Here is a 15833-nt window from a genome sequence, read left to right as displayed (position 1 = left end):
TTTGAATTTTGTTCAGATAGAATCACAGCCGCCGGGCAGGCCCGAACCGTAGCGGGCGCCCACTTCTTTCAACCCTGCACGCGCTTCGACGCCACCACGCCGATCCATGACCCGCATTGCCCGCACTCCCCTCGCTTCCTTCCCCCAAGCGCCGACGGCAGAACCGCCCTGGACCGCCCGATCACGCGGCCTGATCCTGGACCTGGACGGGACATTGATCCGGGGGCATGAAGTGATACCGGGCGCCAGCGAGCTGCTGACCCGCTGGGCAGGGCGCTGCGTCATCGTGTCCAACAATTCCACCGACACGGCGGCGGACCTGGCGCCGCGTTTACGGGCGATGGGCCTGCCGGTGCAGGCCGGAATGCTGGTCCTGGCCGGTGAACAGGCCGTGCGCCATATCGCCCGGCAAAACCCGCGGGCCGCGGTGCTGCTCTGCGCCTCGGACGCATTGCGCAGTTTCGCGGCCGGACTGGGGCTGGCGTTGGTCGACCGCGATGCGGACATCGTGCTGCTGGCGCGCGATCTCTCCTTCGGCTACGGGACGCTGCAGACCCTGGCAGGCGAGCTGGCGCGGGGCGCGGCGTTGATGGTCAGCAACGGCGACCTCACCCATCCCGGCCCGCAAGGCGCCATCGTCCCGGAGACGGGCGCGCTATTGCAGTCGGTGCTGGCCTGCGCGCCCGGCGCGCGGCCGCACATACTCGGCAAGCCGGGAGCCATGCTGCTGGAGGAAGGATTGCGCCGGCTGGGCCTGGCGCCTGCGGACGTCACGGTGATCGGCGACAACGTGCGCACCGATGGGCTGGGTGCGGTACGCCTGGGTATCGGCTACCTGCTGGTGGGCAATGCGCCCTGCGCGGATGCGCCGGACGTGGCGAGGCTGCTGGACAGCGCATGCCCGCGCCGACATGCGCTGCCGGCGGGCATTGAAGACGATCAGTAGCGCTTGTTCGACAGCACGTCGAAGGTGCTGCGCAGCGTGGAGACGGCCTTGTCGTAGTCGGACAAGGCCAGGCAAGCGATGAGGGTGTCGATGATGGCGAGCTGGGCCAGCCGGCTGGTCATGGCCTCGGTGCGGAAACGGGTCTCGCGCGACATGGTGTGCAGCACCACGTCCGCATGCTCCTGGATCGGCGATTTGCCGAAATTGGTGATGCAGATCGTGCGCGCGCCGGCTTCCTTGGCCAGCCGCGTCGCCAACACCGTCTCGTGCGTGCTGCCCGAGTGCGAAATGGTCAGCACAGCGACGTCCGGCCCGGTCAGCGACGCGCTGATGGCCTGCACGTGGGAATCGGTCACTGCGGTGGCATGCAGCCCGATGCGCAGCATGCGGTAGTGCGCGTCGTGCGCGATGACGGCCGAGCTGCCGATGCCGTAGATTTCAACGCGGCGGGCGCCGCGTATCAGGTCCACCGCGGCCGACAGCGCTGCCACGTCCAGCACCGATTCGGTTTCCTGCAGGGTCTGGATATTGCTATGGAAGATCTTGCTGACGACCTGCTCGGGCGTGTCCTGGGCGGCCAGGTCTTCGTGGATGTACTGCACCGGCTGCACGATCTGCTGCGCCAGCGCGATCTTCAGCTGTTGAAAGCCCGTGGCCCCCAGCAGCTTGCAAAAGCCCACCACGCTGCCTTCGCTGCACTGGGTGCGCTCGGCCACTTCACTGACCGACATGTGCACCACCTCGGCGGGGTTGCGTATGACGAACTCGCCAATGCGCTGCGAGGCCGCCCCCATCGAGGGCAACAGGCTCTGGATACGCGCCAGCATGGCCTGCGGCGAGCCCCGCTGCTGATCGGCGGCGGGCGGGGTTCGGGGAGTGCGTTTGGATGTGGCCATGGCGGAGATCGAGAAACGGGAACCGGGTGCGCAGGCAACGATACCCTACCCGCTGCCGGCGCGGCGACGACGCATGCTAACGGCCGCCGATGACAGGATGTCCGGGCAGGCGCGCGCCGCCCATGAAAAAGGCCGGCATGTGCCGGCCTTTCCGTTTGCTGTGCCTTACTTCGCGGGCGTTTCGGCGGGCTTTTCGCCTGCGGCCGGAGCGGCCGGGGTGGCGGGAGCGGCCGGGGCCGAGGGCACCGACGCGTCGGGCTTGGCCGGAGCGGCGGGCACGGAACCCGCGCCGGGAACCGAGGCGGCGCCGGGAACCGACGAGCCAGCGGGAGCAGGCGCCGCGCCCGGCACTTGCGGCACCGAACGGTCGGCCGGGAAGCTCTGCATCACGCCCGAGTCGACGGCCGGGCCGCTATTGCCCTTGTGGCTGACATAAGCCAGGCCGGCGGTGGACGCGAAGAAGACCACGGCGGCCCACTTGGTCGCGCGCGAGAGGAAGTTCGCCGCGCCGGTGGCGCCGAACAGGCTGCCGGCCGAGCCGCTGCCGAAGGCGGACCCCATGTCGGCGCCTTTGCCCTGCTGAAGCAGGACCAGGACGATGATAGCCAGCGCCGAGATCACTTGGACGGCCAGCAGGATTTTGAGCATCAAGGGCATTACAGACTCCGGAACGGAAACTTAGATAGCGGCGATTCGCAAAAATTCTTCGGCCACGAGCGACGCGCCGCCGACCAGGGCTCCGTCGATATCAGTCATGGCGAACAAACTGGCGGCATTGGCAGCTTTGACGCTGCCGCCGTACAACACTTGCACCTGCGCGGCGCCCAGCGCGCGCAGGGCGGCGCGGATGGCGCCATGGACTTCCTGCGCCTGCTCGGGGCTGGCGGTGCGGCCGGTGCCGATGGCCCAGACGGGCTCATAGGCCAGGACCATGCGCGAAACCGCCTCGGCGCCCAGCGCCAGCACGGGCTTCAACTGGCGTTCGATCACGGCCAGCGTGTTGCCGGCTTCGCGGTCGGCCAGGGACTCGCCCACGCACACCACCGGCGTCAGGCCGGCGGCCAGCGCGGCCTGGGCCTTGGCGGCGACGGCTTCGTCGGTCTCGCCGTGCAGCACGCGGCGCTCGGAGTGGCCGGCCAGGGCCCAGCGGCAGCCGAATTCCTTCAGCATGGCGCCGGAGACTTCCCCGGTGTAGGCGCCCTTTTCATGGGCGCTGACGTCTTGCGCGCCCCAGGACACGCTGCTGCCGGTCAGGGCCGACGCCGCCTGCGCGAGATAGGGGAACGGCACACAGATGCCGATTTCGCAGTGGCTCGCAGCATCCGCGGCGCGCAGCTCGGTCAGCAACGCGGCGTTCTCGGCCAGGTTGCCGTGCATCTTCCAGTTGCCCAGCACGAGGCGGGCGCGGTTTTCGACTGAAGTCATGGCGAGGTATCTGTATCGGTTGGACTGGGGCGAGCCAAGGGCTGCGTAGCAACCGCCCACGGGCCTGCCTGGAAAAAATTCCAGGCGAAACCCGTGATTGTATCCTGTTGCGGGACGCTACGCCGAGCGCCCCCCATTTCTTACATGGTCAGGATGATTTTGCCGATGTTTTCACCGCTTTCCATCATGGCATGGGCGCGGGAAGCCTCGGCCAGCGGGAAGGTGGCGTGCACGATGGGCTTGATGGCCCCTTTTTCCAGCAAGGGCCAGGCCTGTTCACGCAGCGCACGGGCGATGGCGCCCTTGAAGGCGACCGGACGGGGACGCAAGGTCGAGCCGGTGATGGTCAGGCGGCGGCGCATGACCTGGGCCGTGTCCACATTGGCGTGGGAACCGCCCAGCTGGGCAATGATGACGATGCGGCCGTCGTCGGCCAGGCACTGCATGTCGCGGCCGATGTAATCGCCGGCCACCATGTCCAGGATCACGTCCACGCCGCGTCCGCCGGTGGCGTCCAGCACTTCCTTCACGAAATCCTGGGTCTTGTAGTTGATGCCGCGTTCGGCGCCCAGCGCTTCCACGGCGCGGGCCCGGTCGTCGCTGCCGACGGTGGCATAGACCTTGTGGCCCATGGCGCGGGCCAGCTGGATGGCCGTGGTGCCGATGCCGCTGGCGCCGCCGTGCACCAGCAGCGCCTCGCCTTCGGACAGGCGGCCGCGGTCGAAGACGTTGCTCCAGACCGTGAAATAGGTTTCCGGCAGGCCGGCGGCCTCGATGTCGGACAGACCCTTGGGGATGGGCAGGCATTGCGCGGCGGGCGCCACGCAGTATTCCGCGTAGCCGCCGCCCGCGACCAGGGCGCAGACCTTGTCGCCCATGGCGAAACCGCTGCCCGCCAGGTCGCCGCCGACGATTTCGCCGGCCACTTCCAGGCCCGGCAGGTCCGAGGCGCCGCGCGGCGGCGCGTAGTTGCCCTTGCGCTGGAACACGTCGGGACGATTGACGCCTGCGGCGCTGACTTTGATCAGAACTTCACCCGCGCCGGTTTCCGGCGTGGGGCGCTCCACGGGGACCAGGACCTCGGGGCCACCAGGGCGAGAGATTTCTACGGCGTGCATCGCGTGCCTCCTTTGCAGCAAATGGATTATTATTGCGCCCTTTACGGCGTATCGTGTTCCCGGCCTGGCAGATTGTTTGCCTGATGGCCGGATCGCCGGAATATACGCAATACCAGGAAGCGTGGCAGAGTGGTCGATTGCACCGGTCTTGAAAACCGGCAACGGGCAACCGTTCGTGAGTTCGAATCTCACCGCTTCCGCCAAGACACCCGATGCCAGCGCGCATCGCCGCCCGCAAGGCGGCAGGGGCCTACAGGCTGCCGTACGAATGCAGCCCCGACAGGAACATGTTCACCCCCAGGAAGGCGAAGCTCGTCACCACCAGGCCGGCGAGCGCCCAGTAGGCCGCCACCTCTCCCCGCAATCCCTTTAGCAGCCGCATGTGCAGCCAGGCGGCATAGTTCAGCCATACGATCAGCGCCCAGGTCTCCTTGGGATCCCATTGCCAGTACGCGCCCCAGGCGTCGGCGGCCCACAACGCGCCCAGCACGGTGGCCACGGTGAAAAAGGCGAAACCCAGCGCGATGGCCCGGTACATGATGTCCTCCAGCACCTCCAGGGACGGCAGCCGGCGGGCAATCGGCCGGCGCAGCGCCAGCACCGCGCCCACGAGGATGGCGCCCGCGCCGAAATACAGCATCCACACAGGCGACAGCCGCCGCGAGCCGAAGATCATCGGCTCGGCGCATAGCAGCGCACCCAGCAGGAAAACCGGAATCAGGCGCTTGCCTGCGGCGCTCTGCCCGTGCAGCTTGACCAGGTAGGCGAAACCCACCGCGCCCGCCAGCGAGAACGTGCCGTAGCCAATGAAATTGGCCGGCACGTGCAGCTTCATCCACCAGCTTTGCAGCGCGGGGACCAACGGCTGGATCTGATGGGCGCCGCGCGTGAGCGAATACCAGGACAGGAAGACGACCATCGAGGCAACCACCAGCATGACGAAGCCGCCCAGCGCCCGCGTGGCGTAGCGGGCCTCGTAGTAGAGGTAGAACAGCGCCGTGACCAGCGCGAAAAAAACAAATACCTCGTACAGGTTGCTGACTGGAATGTGTCCGACATCCGGTCCCAGCAGATGCCCTTCGCGCCAGCGCACCAGCAGGCCGGTCAGCCCTGCCCATACCCCGCCCCACGTCAGGACAGTGCCCAGCCAGGCGATCGCGGGCCGGGCCAGTCCCGCCCAATAGCAGAGCGTGCCCAGCACGAACAGGCAGCTCATCCAGAGTATGGACGACTGCGACGACAGCAGGTACTTGAGCAGGAAGACGCTTTCGGCGCGCCCCAGGTCGCCCTGCAGCAGCCCTGCCCCGCCCGCATACAGCCACACGGCCAGCAGCGCGCTGGCGCCGCTGGACAGGGCCAGAGTCCGCAAGGGGCGCCACGACCATCCCAGCCAGGCCAGGGCCGGCACGGCGCCGATCAGCATCGCTTTCTCGTAGCCGTTCAGGAGCGGGCCGAACTCCGCCAACGCATAGGCGCAGCCGGCAAGGCAGATCAGCAGGAACGCGGCATCGGTCCGGTTCAGGCGCCTGCCGGTCCGGGCTGCGGCATTCGGAACCTCCGGCACGGGCCGGCGGGAAGTCAACGGGACGGGCCCGGTAGCGGTAATCGGCATCGCAGCATCTCCATGCGTGACCGTCCGCCCCAGGTTGCCCACAGGCCGAACGAATCTTATATTGTCATAGGACAAATTGATTCTACGAACGACGCGGCAGCGCCGCATAGCGATGCCGCCAGTCCCCGCGCTGCGCCGCCGTCCCTACCGGAAACGCGGCAGGCGTGCTAGACACCCGCGCAGCGCGCTTCGTCCAGAGACGGGCGAGACGCCGCCCGGTCCTGACAGGATTCCTGCAATTGTTTGCAAGCCGCGTGCACGCGCGCCATGGCCTGGGCGATCTCGCCAGTATCCAGACCGGCAAAGCCGAACAGCAGATGTCGGGGCTCGGCGCCCTCGGCCGCACAGGCGGCGGCCTGGGCCAGTGGATACAGCCTCACGCCCTGCGCCAGCGCGGCCGCGGCGACCGCGTCGGCGGGTGGGCTGTCCGCCGGCAGTTCGAAGGCCAGGTGCATCCCTGAATTCTGTCCGCTGATCCGGCCGCGTCCACCCCAGACCTTGCGGATGCCGCGCAGCAGTTCGTCGCGCTGCGCCTGGTAGCGCCGCCGCAAGGTCTGCAGGTGGCGCGCGAAACAGTTCTCATCGAAGTAGCGCGCCAGCACGGCCTGCGTCAGCCATGGACTGCCGTTGTTGAGCAAGGCCTTGCGTTCGACGAAATCGTCGACCAGCGCAGGCGGGCAAACCATGTATCCCAGCCTCAGGCCGGGCCCCAGCGTCTTGGAGAACGTCCCCAGGTACACGACCTGCCGCGGGCTCATCGCGGCCAGCGGCATGGGCAGTACAGACTCATAGCAAAAGTCGCCGTCGTAGTCGTCCTCGATGATCAGCGCGCCGCTGCGGCCCGCCCATTCGAGCAACTGCCGTCTGCGAGACAGCGACATGGCGTGGCCCAGGGGGTACTGGTGCGACGGCGTCACATAGGCCAGCCTGGCCGGCCCTTCCGGCAACAGATCCGTGCGCAGTCCCTGCCCGTCCACCGGAACCGGCGCCTCCTGCGCGCCATGCCGCCGCACCAGATTCCTGAATCCCGCGTAACAGGGCGACTCGAACACCGCCCTGCCGTGGCGGTCCAGGAAATGCGAGGCGATCAGGCTCAAAGCCTCCTGGCTGCCGGCCGTGATCAGCACCTGTTCCGGTTCGACCTTCAACGCCTTGGCCGCCGACAGGTAATCGGCAATCTGCACGCGCAAGCCCCACAGGCCGGCCGGCGGCGCATATTCGGCCATGGCGCAGCCCGCATGCCGCAGCAGCTGGTTCGACAGCGTGATGAACTGGCGCAGCGGAAAGGCGTGGACCGAGGGACGGCCGACCTTGAAGTCATAGCGCAGGGGCATCGGCGGCGACTGGCCGCAGACGCCGCTGGACAGAGCCTGGCTGACGGCGTCGGCGTAGACCGGCGGACGGTCCTGGACGAAATCGGGGCAACGCGGATTGATGACCAGGCTGCGATTCAACGTCACGAAATAGCCGCGGCTGGGCTTGCTCTGGATCAAGCTGGAATCGATCAGCAGTTCATACGCGCCCAGCACGGTGTTCTTCGATACCTGCAGCAGCGATGACATCCGATTGATGGCCGGCAGCCTGTCCCCTTCCTGCAACCGTCCGGCGCGTATCAACGCCTCGATCTGGTCGGCGATCTGCTGCTTGTAGGGTTTTGCATCCTGGCGGGATAGAGAGAGCGGGAGTGAAAACATGGCGGACAACCACAGGACAAAAAATGGGGCCGGCCTTTCGAAGCGGCGCGGGCCGGCCGCGCTCCGTTTGCTATCACGGTAGTGCTTTGGCCACGGCCTCACTTTGTCCTATGTCAAAAAACAGATTGGACCGTAACCATTGTGCAGGCGTGAGCCGTGCCTTATCGGCCCGGCGCCGCGATGACACAGTGCATGTGCCGCAGTTTCGGCAAAACCTTACGGGAGAGATCGACATGCACACCAAGCTATTGAGCGCGGCCTTGCTGTTCGTCTCGGCCGGCGCCGCCTGGAGTGCGCCGACCGGGGAGTACCTCAAGGCGAATCAGCTGTTCCAGCAGAACTGCGCCGTCTGTCATGGCGCCGACCGCGGCGGCTACATCGCGCCGGGCCTGACCAGCGACCGCCTGGTCCAGAGCGAGGCGGCGCTGCGCGGCACCATCATGACCGGCATCCCCGACACGCTGATGCCGCCCTTCGTGGGCCGCCTGTCCGACGAAGAGATCCGGGCGCTGGCCCGGCTCATCAAGACGCAGACAGCGGACGATCCCAAATGGGGGCTGGACCAGATCCGCGCCAGCGTGCAGGTGGTGGTCGACGAAGCCACCCTGCCCGCCAAGCCGACCTACGCCATCGACACCGTCTACGACCTGATGGTGGTCATGGCGCGCGGACGCTATGGGCGTGGCGACGCGGGCAACAATGCGCGCACCGTGTTCCTGGACGGCAAGACCAACAAGGTGGTCGGCGAGATCGCCACGCCGGTGGCGCCGCACATCATGGATTTCAGCCCCGTGGCGGAACGCTGGGCCTGGCTCAAGAGCGACGACGGCATGGTCTACAAGATCGACCTGTACTCGCTGCAGATCGTGCGTAAGGCCAAGGTCGGCCTGACCGGCCCCGGTATCGCCCTGTCCAACGACGGCAAGTGGCTGGCCATCAGTTCGTTCGTGCCCAAGAGCGTCGCCATCCTGAAGGCGGACACGCTGGAACCGGTCAAGTACATGGACCTTGAGGGCGAAGATCCGGACGGCAAGTTCGTCAAATCGGCCGGCGGGCCCGTCATCGGCAGCCGGATCAACAATAAGTTCGCGCTGACGCTGCGCCAGGCTGGCCAGATCTGGATCATCGACCCCGACAAGCCCGACATGCCCGTGACCAAGCTGACCAAGGTCGGCCGCATGCTGCATGACACCTTCCTCACGCCCGACGGGCGCTACTCCATGGTCGCGTCCTATGACGACAACAAGATCGTCGCGATCGACTTCAAGGACGACAAGGTGGTGCGCGACATACCCGCCGGCTGCCAGCCTCACGTCGGATCGGGCGCGGTGACCGAAGTCAACGGCCGCTTCCTGGCCTTCGGCACCAACATCGGCACCTGCGCAAAGGGCTCCGTGGTCACGGTCTGGGACACCAAGGACTTTTCCGTGGTCAAGCAGATCCCGGTGGCCGGAGCCACCGAATCGCCCGCCGCGCATCCGAACGCGCCCTACGTGGCGGTGGACATCGTCGACAAGGACAAGCGCGCGGCCTGGATCCAGCTGATCGACAAGAACACGCTGGAAGTGGCCAAGACGCTGGACGTGGGCGGGCATGCCTTCTTCCCCGACTACAACCGCACCGGCAATTACCTCTATGTCAGCTCGGGCTACTGGGGCGACCGCATCAAGATCTACGACAGCAAGACCCTGGAGCTGGTGGCGGAACACAAGATGGAAAGCCCCTCGGGCATTTTTTCCCGCGCCCGCACCCGCTGGCTGACCATCGGCCTGTCCGAAACGCGCAAATTCTGAGCCGAGGAACCCACATATGAAAACGCTATTCCGCATACTCACGGCACTGCTGCTGTCCCAGGCCGCCGCGCACGCGCTGGCCGCCGACGGGCAGCCCGCCCTGGTCGCCGGCGGCAATCCCGACACGCTCTCGCCCCGCGTCTCCGCCATGCTGCCGCTATGCGCCTCCTGCCATGGCGCGGACGGCATCAGCGCCGTCGGCCTGTACCCCAATCTTGCAGGGCAGAAGACGGAGTACCTGGTCAAACAGCTCAATGCCTTCAAGACCCGGGAACGCAATGACCCGGTCATGAGTTCGATGGCCGAGCCCTTGAGCCCCGAAGCCATCCAGGAACTGGCCCAGTACTTCTCCAGCCGCAAGTAAGGGAGCAGGCCGCCATGGACGCGCCATCCGCGATGCTCTTCCCGGTGTACTTCAACCTGGCCGGCCGGCGGGTGGTCGTGGTGGGCGGCGGGGCCGTGGCCGAACGCAAGATCAGGCTGCTGCTCAGGGCCGGCGCCGCCGTTGCCGTGGCGGCGCCGGCCCTGACGCCCTGGCTGCGCGCAGCCGCGGACCAGGACCAGTTCCAGCATATGCCGGACGTCTTCTCGCCGGCCTGCCTGGACGGCGCCTGGCTGGCGGTGGCCGCGACCGATCACGGCGGCACGAACCAGGCGGTTGCCGCGGCGGCGCTTGCGCGCCGCATCCCCTGCAACGTGGTCGACGATCCCGTTCTTTCGACGATACAAGTGCCCGCCATCCTGGACCGTTCTCCGCTGGTGGTGGCGATTTCTTCAGGAGGCTGTGCGCCCGTGCTGGCGCGGCGCATCCGCGAACGGCTCGAAGCCTTGCTCGACGAAAGCACGGGAGATCTGGCCCGGCTCGCGGCACGCTATCGCAACCGCATCGTTGCGCGCTTCCGCGACCTGGAGCAACGTCGCGACTTCTACGACTGGATGCTGGACGGCCCGCTGCCCTCGTTGCTGGCGACCGGCGACGGCAGGCAGGCCGTTCTGGCCCTCGAAGCCGCGATGCAGGCCGATACCCTGCCCCGCACAGGCAGCGCGGCGATATTGGCAGCCGCCGACGGCCCCGCCGATCTGTTGACCCTGCGCGCTTTGCGCCTGCTGAACCAGGCCGACCTGGTCGCGCACGTGCCGGCGGTCAATCCGGCCATATTGGACAAGGCACGGCGGGACGCGGCGAGAATCGAGCTGAAAGGCCCTGGCCTGCAGCCTGATCCGGCGGTGGCCGCAGGCGCGGGACTGGACTGGCTGGCCCGCCAGGTGCAGGCGGGCCAGCGCGCCGTCCTGCTGCTGGGAACCGCGCATGACGCGAAGCTGCTGGCGCGACGAATATCGGCTTGCGGCGTGGCATGCAACGTCCTGTGAACGTCCGGCCCCGGACCAGCGCCGCGATCAGGAAGTCAGGTCCCCGCTTCCTCGCCACCCGCCAGCGCAGCCGCCAGATAAGCCTGGCCCCGCTCGCTGAAGGACAGCGACGCAGCCGCCTGCCTGCCGGCTTCGTCCATCTTGTGCCAGGTCTTCTGCAACACCGCGACGACCTTGTCCGGATAGCGTTCGCAGAATTCCTCGTACTGGTGCTCCAAAAACACCAGGCACAGCGCGTTCTCCATGCATTGGACGTCGGCATCGCGCTTGATGCCCTGCTTGCGCACGATCTTCAGCACCGCCTGTATGGTTTGCGCGTCATGGCCTGCGCTGGCTAACAGCCTTGCGGCGACGTCCGCGTGATGCTCCTTGAGCGTATTGCGCCATTGCAGATAGCCAGCCCTGCCGGCCGGACAGGCCTCGCGCGGGACCTCCCAGCGGCCGATGTGCTGGCAGCGGGCGGCCAGCCGCAAGGCAGAGCCGGCCTGCGGGGCCAGCTTCGTCACCCAGGCGTGGAGGAATTGGGCGTGCAGCCATTCGCGCGGCTGCATCGCGCCATTCCAGGCGACCAGATTGGGATCGCGCCGGTTGTACTCATCGAACAGCTGCCAGGCGCGCTGCAGCGGCGCGTCTTCTGCATCCACCGGGTTGGGCGGGAATTCCATTCACACTCCTGTCTCGTCTTCGGTCAGATAACAGCCGGGGTCCTCGGCCCAGAGGTCGCCCGACTGCTTCTGCGCACGGATGCGGGTGTTGCCGTTGCAGATATCCAGGTGGGCGCAGCTGGCGCAGCGTCCCTTGACGGGCCGCGGCCGCAGCCGCAGCAGCTTGAGCAAGGGTTCGGCGGGATCCGACCAGATCTCCGAAAAGGGCCGCAAGCGCACATTTCCCAGAGTGTAGTGCCACCACATGGTGTCGGCATGGACATTGCCGCGATTGTCGATGTTCGCGACGTTCATGCCGCTGGCGTTGCCGCCCCACAGGCGCAGCCTGGCCTCGATATGCGGCGCGCTCTGCGGGAACCGGCGACGCACCCAGTGCAGGAAGAACACGCCGTCGGCATCGTTATTGCCGGACGTGAACTCACGCGGTCTGCCGGCCGCGGCTTGTTCCAGGCAGGTTTCGAAGATCCGCTCCATGGCCGCGCGCGTCATGCGGTGATGGCTGTCCTCGCCCCGGTTGCGGCCGCCGCGGCCGGCGTAGTTCAAGTGTGAAAAGTAGAAGCGGTCGACATTCTCGGCGTCCAGCAATGCCAGCAGCCCGGGAAGATCGTCGGCGTTGCCCTGGGTCAGGGTGTAGCGGATGCCGACCTTGAGGCCGCGGTCCCTGCACAGCCGGATGCCTGCCAGCGAGGCATCGAAGGCGCCCGCCTCGCCCCGGAAGCGGTCGTGCGTCGCGCCCAGGCCGTCCAGCGAAATGCCCACGTAGTCGAAGCCGCAACCGGCGATGGACTCGATGTTGCACCCGTCTATCAGAGTGCCATTGGACGACAGGCCCACGTAGAAGCCCATGGCCTTGGCCCGGCGCGCCATATCGAAAATGTCCGGCCGCAACAGCGGTTCGCCGCCAGACAGGATCAGCGCCCTCACACCGTAGGCATGCAGATCGTCCATGACTGCGCAGACCTCGGCGTAGTCCAATTCGCCGGCGAAGTCCTTGTCGACCGAAGCGGAGTAGCAATGCCGGCAATGCAGGTTGCAGCGCCGGATCAGGTTCCAGATCACCACGGGCCCGGCCGCCCCACGGCGCGGCGCAAGCGGCGTGGGACGCAGCAGTTCAGACACGAAGGCAGAGATGCGGAACATGCGGAATTCCTCGCTATGCTGCCGGCCCCTGGCCTTCTTTCAGGCGCAGACCGGTCTTTTTCAGGATTGCCGAGGAAAACAGCGCGTCGTGCGCACGCAGGGCGTCCGGAAAGCGCGCGTGCAAGGCCTCGGCGACTTCATCGATGCGCGCCAGCACCGCCGCGCGATCGGTCCCGTGCAGCATGGCGTAGAGGTTGTAGCGCCACAGCGGCGGATGCCGGGGACGCCGGTAGCAATGGCTCACGTCCGCGCGCTGGCCCAACCAGGCTCCCACAGCGTCGGCCTGACCGTCTTCCACGTCCCAGACCGACATGGCGTTGGCCACGAATCCGAGCGCGTAGTGGTTGGGTACCACGCCGATGCGCCGTATCACGCCGCGCGCGAGCATGTCGCGCAACTGCGCCATCACCTCGGCTTCGGTGACGCCCAGCCGCGCGGCCACGGCCCGGTATGGATCCCGCCGGATCGGCAGCCCCTCCTGCGTGGCGCGGACCAGGGACAGTTCGAACGGAGTCAGGCCGGCTGCGTCCATCTCAGACCTCCAGCTTCATTTCAAGGAAGTACTCGCGCTCCTTCGGAAACGCCAGCACGGGCAGGCCCGTCTCCTGCTCAATGGCGCGCAAACAGGCGGCAACTTCGGCGGGATCAGCCGCCGCCAGCACGAACCACATGTTCAGCGCATGCTCGCGGCGGTAGTTGTGCGCCACTTCGACCCGGCGGTTGACCAGGGCCACGACCCGCTCCCATTGCACCTGCGGCACGGCCATCGCCGCCAGGCAGTACGCGCCGCCGGCGCGCTCGATCTGGAACAGCGGGCCGAAACGGCTCAGCGCGCCGCACTCGCGCAAGCGGGCTACCCGCGCGATCACGGCGTCTTCGTCCAGCCCCAGCGCCCGCGCGACGTCCGCGAACGGACGCGGGCTGATCGGAAAGCCCCCCTGCAGGCGGTTGATCAGCTTGCGGTCGGCAGCGTCCAAGCCCAGCGGCACGCCCGCGGTAATGTCCTTGGGCCTAACCATGCGTCGCCTCTTCCGGCACGAACCTCGCACCGCGCTGCTTGAAACACCTGGTCGAGAACAGCACGGCATGCGGCCAGGCATCAAGTCCAAGGCGGCCGGCGATGGCATTGCGCAGCGCCCGCACCGCTTTCCGCTCCTTGCCGTGGATCATGCAGAAGAGGTTGTAGGGCCATTGCGGCAAGCGCCGCGTGCGCCGGTAGCAAAGCGTGACGCCGGGCTCGGCGCCAAGCCGCTGCCCCAGCGCATCCACCCGCGTGTCGTCCACGTTCCAGACGCACATCGCATTGGCGCGAAAGCCCAGTTGGCGATGTCTCAACACCACGCCGAAACGGCGGAACAGGCCTGCGCGCTGCCAGCGCTCCAGCAGGCGCAGCGTCTCGTCCTCATCCAGCCCCGCAAGAAGTCCCAACCGGCGATAGGGGTGCGCGCAAAGGTCCAACCCATCCTGCACGGCATGGAGCAAGGTCTCTTGCGCGCTGCCGGCGGGTGGCAGCACGGCTCGTCCGCCGCTGCGCTGCGGCGTCGTGCGTTGTTGTGGCGCACTCAGACTGAAACCCAGGTCGATGTGGTACTCGGCCTCCATGGGCAAGGCCAGCGGCTCGCAGCCGGAGGCCTGTGCGATCCGCGCCAGCAAGCGCGCCAACGCGCCAGGCTTGCGGCAGGCGGCGACGAACCACAAGTTCAAGGCATGTTCGCGCTCGTAGTTGTGATTGACCTGTGGCAGGCTGCTGACGTAGGCGGCAACCTGATCCAGGCGGGCGGACGGCACGTGCATGCCGACCAGCGCGCTGGCAAAGCAGGACTGGTGCAGCACCGGACCGACACGGCTCACCAGCCCCTCGCGCTGCCACCGCTGAAAGCGCGCCAGCACCGTGTCTTCATCCAGGCCGACGCGCTCGGCCAGCAAGGCGTAGGGCCGCGAGACCAGCGGAAAGTCCCGCTGCCAGCCATCGAGCAGACGCAGATCGGAAGCGGACAGTTCAGAAGCCAATGCGGCCGCTCCTGTTGGTGAAGAAAATGCCGCTGGGCTTGGGAATGTCCAGCGTGGCGCCGCGTTGCAGCGTCCGGGTGTCGTACACCACCACCCGGTCATCGTCGCGCGCCGACAGCCATACCGCCTCTCCTCGCGGCGTGAATTCCATGTGCAGCACGCCGCGGCCGGGTGCAAGCGTCCGGACCACGGCCAGGGTTTCGGTGTCGATGACCTGTACCTGGCCGTTGTCCGGCACCGCAAAGTTGACCCAGACGCGGCGGCCATCGGGCTGCGCCATGACGAACACCGGCTGGCCCAGCGTGGCGATGCGGCCAGTCTCCTGCCAGGTGGCGGTATCCACCACCAGCACCTCGTGCCTGCCGATGGCGGGCAGGAACAGGCGTCCGCCCGCCGCGCTCCAGCCTCGCAGGTGGGGCATCTTGTAGACCGGCAACGCTTCCTCGCCGCGCCCATAGCCCTGCAGGATCTTGCGCACGCCGGCCTCCGGATGCCAGAGGTCCATCATGGCCAGCGCATCCTCGCCGAACAACCCGGCGATGTAATAGCGGCCGTCCGGCGTGACCAGCGCGTCGTAGGGCTGGCGGCCGGCCTTGTGGCGTTGTGTGGACGGCCGGGCGGGGTCCGACAGATCCGTGATCCAGATCTCGCCCGCGTCGAACAGCGCGTAGGCGAACTTCTGTCCAGGCAGGTCCGCCAGGCCGACGACCTTGGAGCGCCTGCCCGGCGCATACTCGGCGGGCACTTCGCTGATCTGGCGCAAGGTCACAGCGTCAAAGACCTTGATGCCGCCGGGCGTGTAGTTCTGCACCACGATCAGCCGCCCGTCCTGCGAAATGGCGCCGCCGATCGCATTGCCGGACTGGATGCTGCGACGGTCCACGCGTTTCCGCAGCAGATCCACCTTGGTCAGCCCGCCGTCCCGGCCGAAGACGTAGCCGTAGCGGCCATCGCGGGAATAGGCGATGTGCGCATGGGAAAGGTCGCCCAGCCCTTCGACCCGCGCCAGCCGGGTCTGTCCGCTGGTTTCGACGATGGAGACGGCGCCGTCGGCACGCTCTATCACCATGCCCAGGTCGTTGGTGCCGCGCGGGTCGGTGGCCGCGGCGCAGCCGGCCAGCACAACGGCGGCCAGGACGAGCAGGAAACGCAGTTTCATGAAC

Annotated in this window: 16 protein-coding genes and 1 tRNA gene; 5 read left to right on the top strand and 12 right to left on the bottom strand. The window is 67.3% G+C overall.

The genetic code is table 11. From position 1 onward, the window contains the following. The first annotated feature begins 106 nt into the window (after positions 1 to 106). Complete coding sequence (locus DXK93_RS18975) at positions 107 to 946, top strand: HAD-IIA family hydrolase (protein WP_119450854.1); 840 nt, start codon at positions 107 to 109, stop codon at positions 944 to 946. On the opposite strand, the gene DXK93_RS18970 is transcribed toward DXK93_RS18975, so the two are convergent. The 4 genes from DXK93_RS18970 to DXK93_RS18955 all read right to left on the bottom strand — a co-directional run bounded on the left by DXK93_RS18970 (position 940) and on the right by DXK93_RS18955 (position 4385). Further along, positions 940 to 1842: a MurR/RpiR family transcriptional regulator gene (locus DXK93_RS18970; protein ID WP_225596896.1), complete on the bottom strand. Its 903-nt coding sequence runs from the start codon at positions 1840 to 1842 to the stop codon at positions 940 to 942. The genes DXK93_RS18975 and DXK93_RS18970 overlap by 7 nt on opposite strands. A gap of 165 nt (positions 1843 to 2007) precedes the next feature. Further along, entirely contained in the window at positions 2008 to 2499 is a 492-nt protein-coding gene (secG, locus tag DXK93_RS18965) for a preprotein translocase subunit SecG (RefSeq protein ID WP_054450241.1), read from the bottom strand. A 21-nt stretch (positions 2500 to 2520) separates the two neighbouring features. Continuing rightward, on the bottom strand, positions 2521 to 3267 hold the full coding sequence (gene tpiA, locus DXK93_RS18960; RefSeq protein ID WP_054450238.1) for a triose-phosphate isomerase: 747 nt from the start codon (positions 3265 to 3267) through the stop codon (positions 2521 to 2523). A gap of 140 nt (positions 3268 to 3407) precedes the next feature. Further along, the gene (locus tag DXK93_RS18955; RefSeq protein WP_054450236.1) at positions 3408 to 4385 is read right to left on the bottom strand and encodes an NAD(P)H-quinone oxidoreductase; all 978 of its coding nucleotides are present in this window, start codon (positions 4383 to 4385) and stop codon (positions 3408 to 3410) included. Between the two features lie 115 nt (positions 4386 to 4500). On the opposite strand from DXK93_RS18955, the gene DXK93_RS18950 reads away from it, so the two are divergent. Further along, positions 4501 to 4588 (top strand) — tRNA-Ser (locus DXK93_RS18950). Positions 4589 to 4635: 47 nt separating this feature from the next. On the opposite strand, the gene ccsB is transcribed toward DXK93_RS18950, so the two are convergent. Both ccsB and DXK93_RS18940 read right to left on the bottom strand, forming a co-directional pair. After that, complete coding sequence (gene ccsB / locus DXK93_RS18945) at positions 4636 to 5997, bottom strand: c-type cytochrome biogenesis protein CcsB (RefSeq protein WP_119450853.1); 1362 nt, start codon at positions 5995 to 5997, stop codon at positions 4636 to 4638. A 167-nt stretch (positions 5998 to 6164) separates the two neighbouring features. Next, the gene (locus tag DXK93_RS18940) at positions 6165 to 7691 is read right to left on the bottom strand and encodes a PLP-dependent aminotransferase family protein (protein ID WP_119450852.1); all 1527 of its coding nucleotides are present in this window, start codon (positions 7689 to 7691) and stop codon (positions 6165 to 6167) included. Positions 7692 to 7924: 233 nt separating this feature from the next. Here DXK93_RS18940 and DXK93_RS18935 point away from each other — a divergent pair, with 233 nt between their 5' ends. Genes DXK93_RS18935 through DXK93_RS18925 form a run of 3 tightly spaced genes read left to right on the top strand, consistent with a single transcriptional unit; the run spans position 7925 to position 10855 of the window. Next, the gene (locus DXK93_RS18935) at positions 7925 to 9484 is read left to right on the top strand and encodes a nitrite reductase (RefSeq protein WP_119450851.1); all 1560 of its coding nucleotides are present in this window, start codon (positions 7925 to 7927) and stop codon (positions 9482 to 9484) included. Between the two features lie 16 nt (positions 9485 to 9500). Then, on the top strand, positions 9501 to 9848 hold the full coding sequence (locus tag DXK93_RS18930; protein ID WP_118931727.1) for a cytochrome c: 348 nt from the start codon (positions 9501 to 9503) through the stop codon (positions 9846 to 9848). 14 nt (positions 9849 to 9862) lie between these two features. Beyond that, positions 9863 to 10855 carry a bifunctional precorrin-2 dehydrogenase/sirohydrochlorin ferrochelatase gene (locus DXK93_RS18925; RefSeq protein ID WP_199728313.1) on the top strand — a complete coding sequence of 331 codons (993 nt, stop codon included), beginning with the start codon at positions 9863 to 9865 and terminating at the stop codon, positions 10853 to 10855. A gap of 35 nt (positions 10856 to 10890) precedes the next feature. Here DXK93_RS18925 and DXK93_RS18920 read toward each other — a convergent pair whose 3' ends face one another. Genes DXK93_RS18920 through DXK93_RS18895 form a run of 6 tightly spaced genes read right to left on the bottom strand, consistent with a single transcriptional unit; the run spans position 10891 to position 15829 of the window. Next, positions 10891 to 11520, bottom strand: a complete 630-nt coding sequence (locus DXK93_RS18920; protein WP_119450850.1) for a DUF4202 domain-containing protein — start codon at positions 11518 to 11520, stop codon at positions 10891 to 10893. After that, positions 11521 to 12660 carry a heme d1 biosynthesis radical SAM protein NirJ gene (gene nirJ, locus DXK93_RS18915; RefSeq protein ID WP_119450849.1) on the bottom strand — a complete coding sequence of 380 codons (1140 nt, stop codon included), beginning with the start codon at positions 12658 to 12660 and terminating at the stop codon, positions 11521 to 11523. It abuts the gene before it with no gap. Positions 12661 to 12673: 13 nt separating this feature from the next. After that, on the bottom strand, positions 12674 to 13192 hold the full coding sequence (locus DXK93_RS18910; protein WP_054450220.1) for an Lrp/AsnC family transcriptional regulator: 519 nt from the start codon (positions 13190 to 13192) through the stop codon (positions 12674 to 12676). 1 nt (position 13193) lies between these two features. Further along, the gene (locus DXK93_RS18905; RefSeq protein ID WP_119450848.1) at positions 13194 to 13679 is read right to left on the bottom strand and encodes an Lrp/AsnC family transcriptional regulator; all 486 of its coding nucleotides are present in this window, start codon (positions 13677 to 13679) and stop codon (positions 13194 to 13196) included. After that, positions 13672 to 14670 (bottom strand): AsnC family transcriptional regulator, encoded by a 999-nt coding sequence (locus DXK93_RS18900; protein WP_199728312.1) that lies wholly within the window; start codon positions 14668 to 14670, stop codon positions 13672 to 13674. The genes DXK93_RS18905 and DXK93_RS18900 overlap by 8 nt, the downstream gene beginning before the upstream one ends. Continuing rightward, complete coding sequence (locus DXK93_RS18895; RefSeq protein ID WP_119450846.1) at positions 14660 to 15829, bottom strand: cytochrome D1 domain-containing protein; 1170 nt, start codon at positions 15827 to 15829, stop codon at positions 14660 to 14662. The genes DXK93_RS18900 and DXK93_RS18895 overlap by 11 nt, the downstream gene beginning before the upstream one ends. Positions 15830 to 15833: the final 4 nt, after the last annotated feature.

It is taken from the genome of Achromobacter sp. K91 (assembly GCF_003576205.1).
GTDB lineage: Bacteria > Pseudomonadota > Gammaproteobacteria > Burkholderiales > Burkholderiaceae_B > Achromobacter > Achromobacter aegrifaciens.
The sequence above is the reverse complement of the archived record's forward strand: the minus strand, read 5'-3'. Positions and strand labels throughout refer to the sequence as shown.

Bases quoted from the DNA above. Each gene is read 5' to 3' on its own strand.
- DXK93_RS18940 (WP_119450852.1), bottom strand. From the start codon at position 7,691: ATGTTTTCACTCCCGCTCTCTCTATCCCGCCAGGATGCAAAACCCTAC.
- ccsB (WP_119450853.1), bottom strand. From the start codon at position 5,997: ATGCCGATTACCGCTACCGGGCCCGTCCCGTTGACTTCCCGCCGGCCC.
- DXK93_RS18975 (WP_119450854.1), top strand. From the start codon at position 107: ATGACCCGCATTGCCCGCACTCCCCTCGCTTCCTTCCCCCAAGCGCCG.
- DXK93_RS18970 (WP_225596896.1), bottom strand. From the start codon at position 1,842: ATGGCCACATCCAAACGCACTCCCCGAACCCCGCCCGCCGCCGATCAG.
- nirJ (WP_119450849.1), bottom strand. From the start codon at position 12,660: ATGTTCCGCATCTCTGCCTTCGTGTCTGAACTGCTGCGTCCCACGCCG.
- DXK93_RS18895 (WP_119450846.1), bottom strand. From the start codon at position 15,829: ATGAAACTGCGTTTCCTGCTCGTCCTGGCCGCCGTTGTGCTGGCCGGC.
- tpiA (WP_054450238.1), bottom strand. From the start codon at position 3,267: ATGACTTCAGTCGAAAACCGCGCCCGCCTCGTGCTGGGCAACTGGAAG.
- DXK93_RS18920 (WP_119450850.1), bottom strand. From the start codon at position 11,520: ATGGAATTCCCGCCCAACCCGGTGGATGCAGAAGACGCGCCGCTGCAG.
- DXK93_RS18910 (WP_054450220.1), bottom strand. From the start codon at position 13,192: ATGGACGCAGCCGGCCTGACTCCGTTCGAACTGTCCCTGGTCCGCGCC.
- DXK93_RS18930 (WP_118931727.1), top strand. From the start codon at position 9,501: ATGAAAACGCTATTCCGCATACTCACGGCACTGCTGCTGTCCCAGGCC.
- DXK93_RS18935 (WP_119450851.1), top strand. From the start codon at position 7,925: ATGCACACCAAGCTATTGAGCGCGGCCTTGCTGTTCGTCTCGGCCGGC.
- DXK93_RS18905 (WP_119450848.1), bottom strand. From the start codon at position 13,679: ATGGTTAGGCCCAAGGACATTACCGCGGGCGTGCCGCTGGGCTTGGAC.
- secG (WP_054450241.1), bottom strand. From the start codon at position 2,499: ATGCCCTTGATGCTCAAAATCCTGCTGGCCGTCCAAGTGATCTCGGCG.
- DXK93_RS18955 (WP_054450236.1), bottom strand. From the start codon at position 4,385: ATGCACGCCGTAGAAATCTCTCGCCCTGGTGGCCCCGAGGTCCTGGTC.
- DXK93_RS18925 (WP_199728313.1), top strand. From the start codon at position 9,863: ATGGACGCGCCATCCGCGATGCTCTTCCCGGTGTACTTCAACCTGGCC.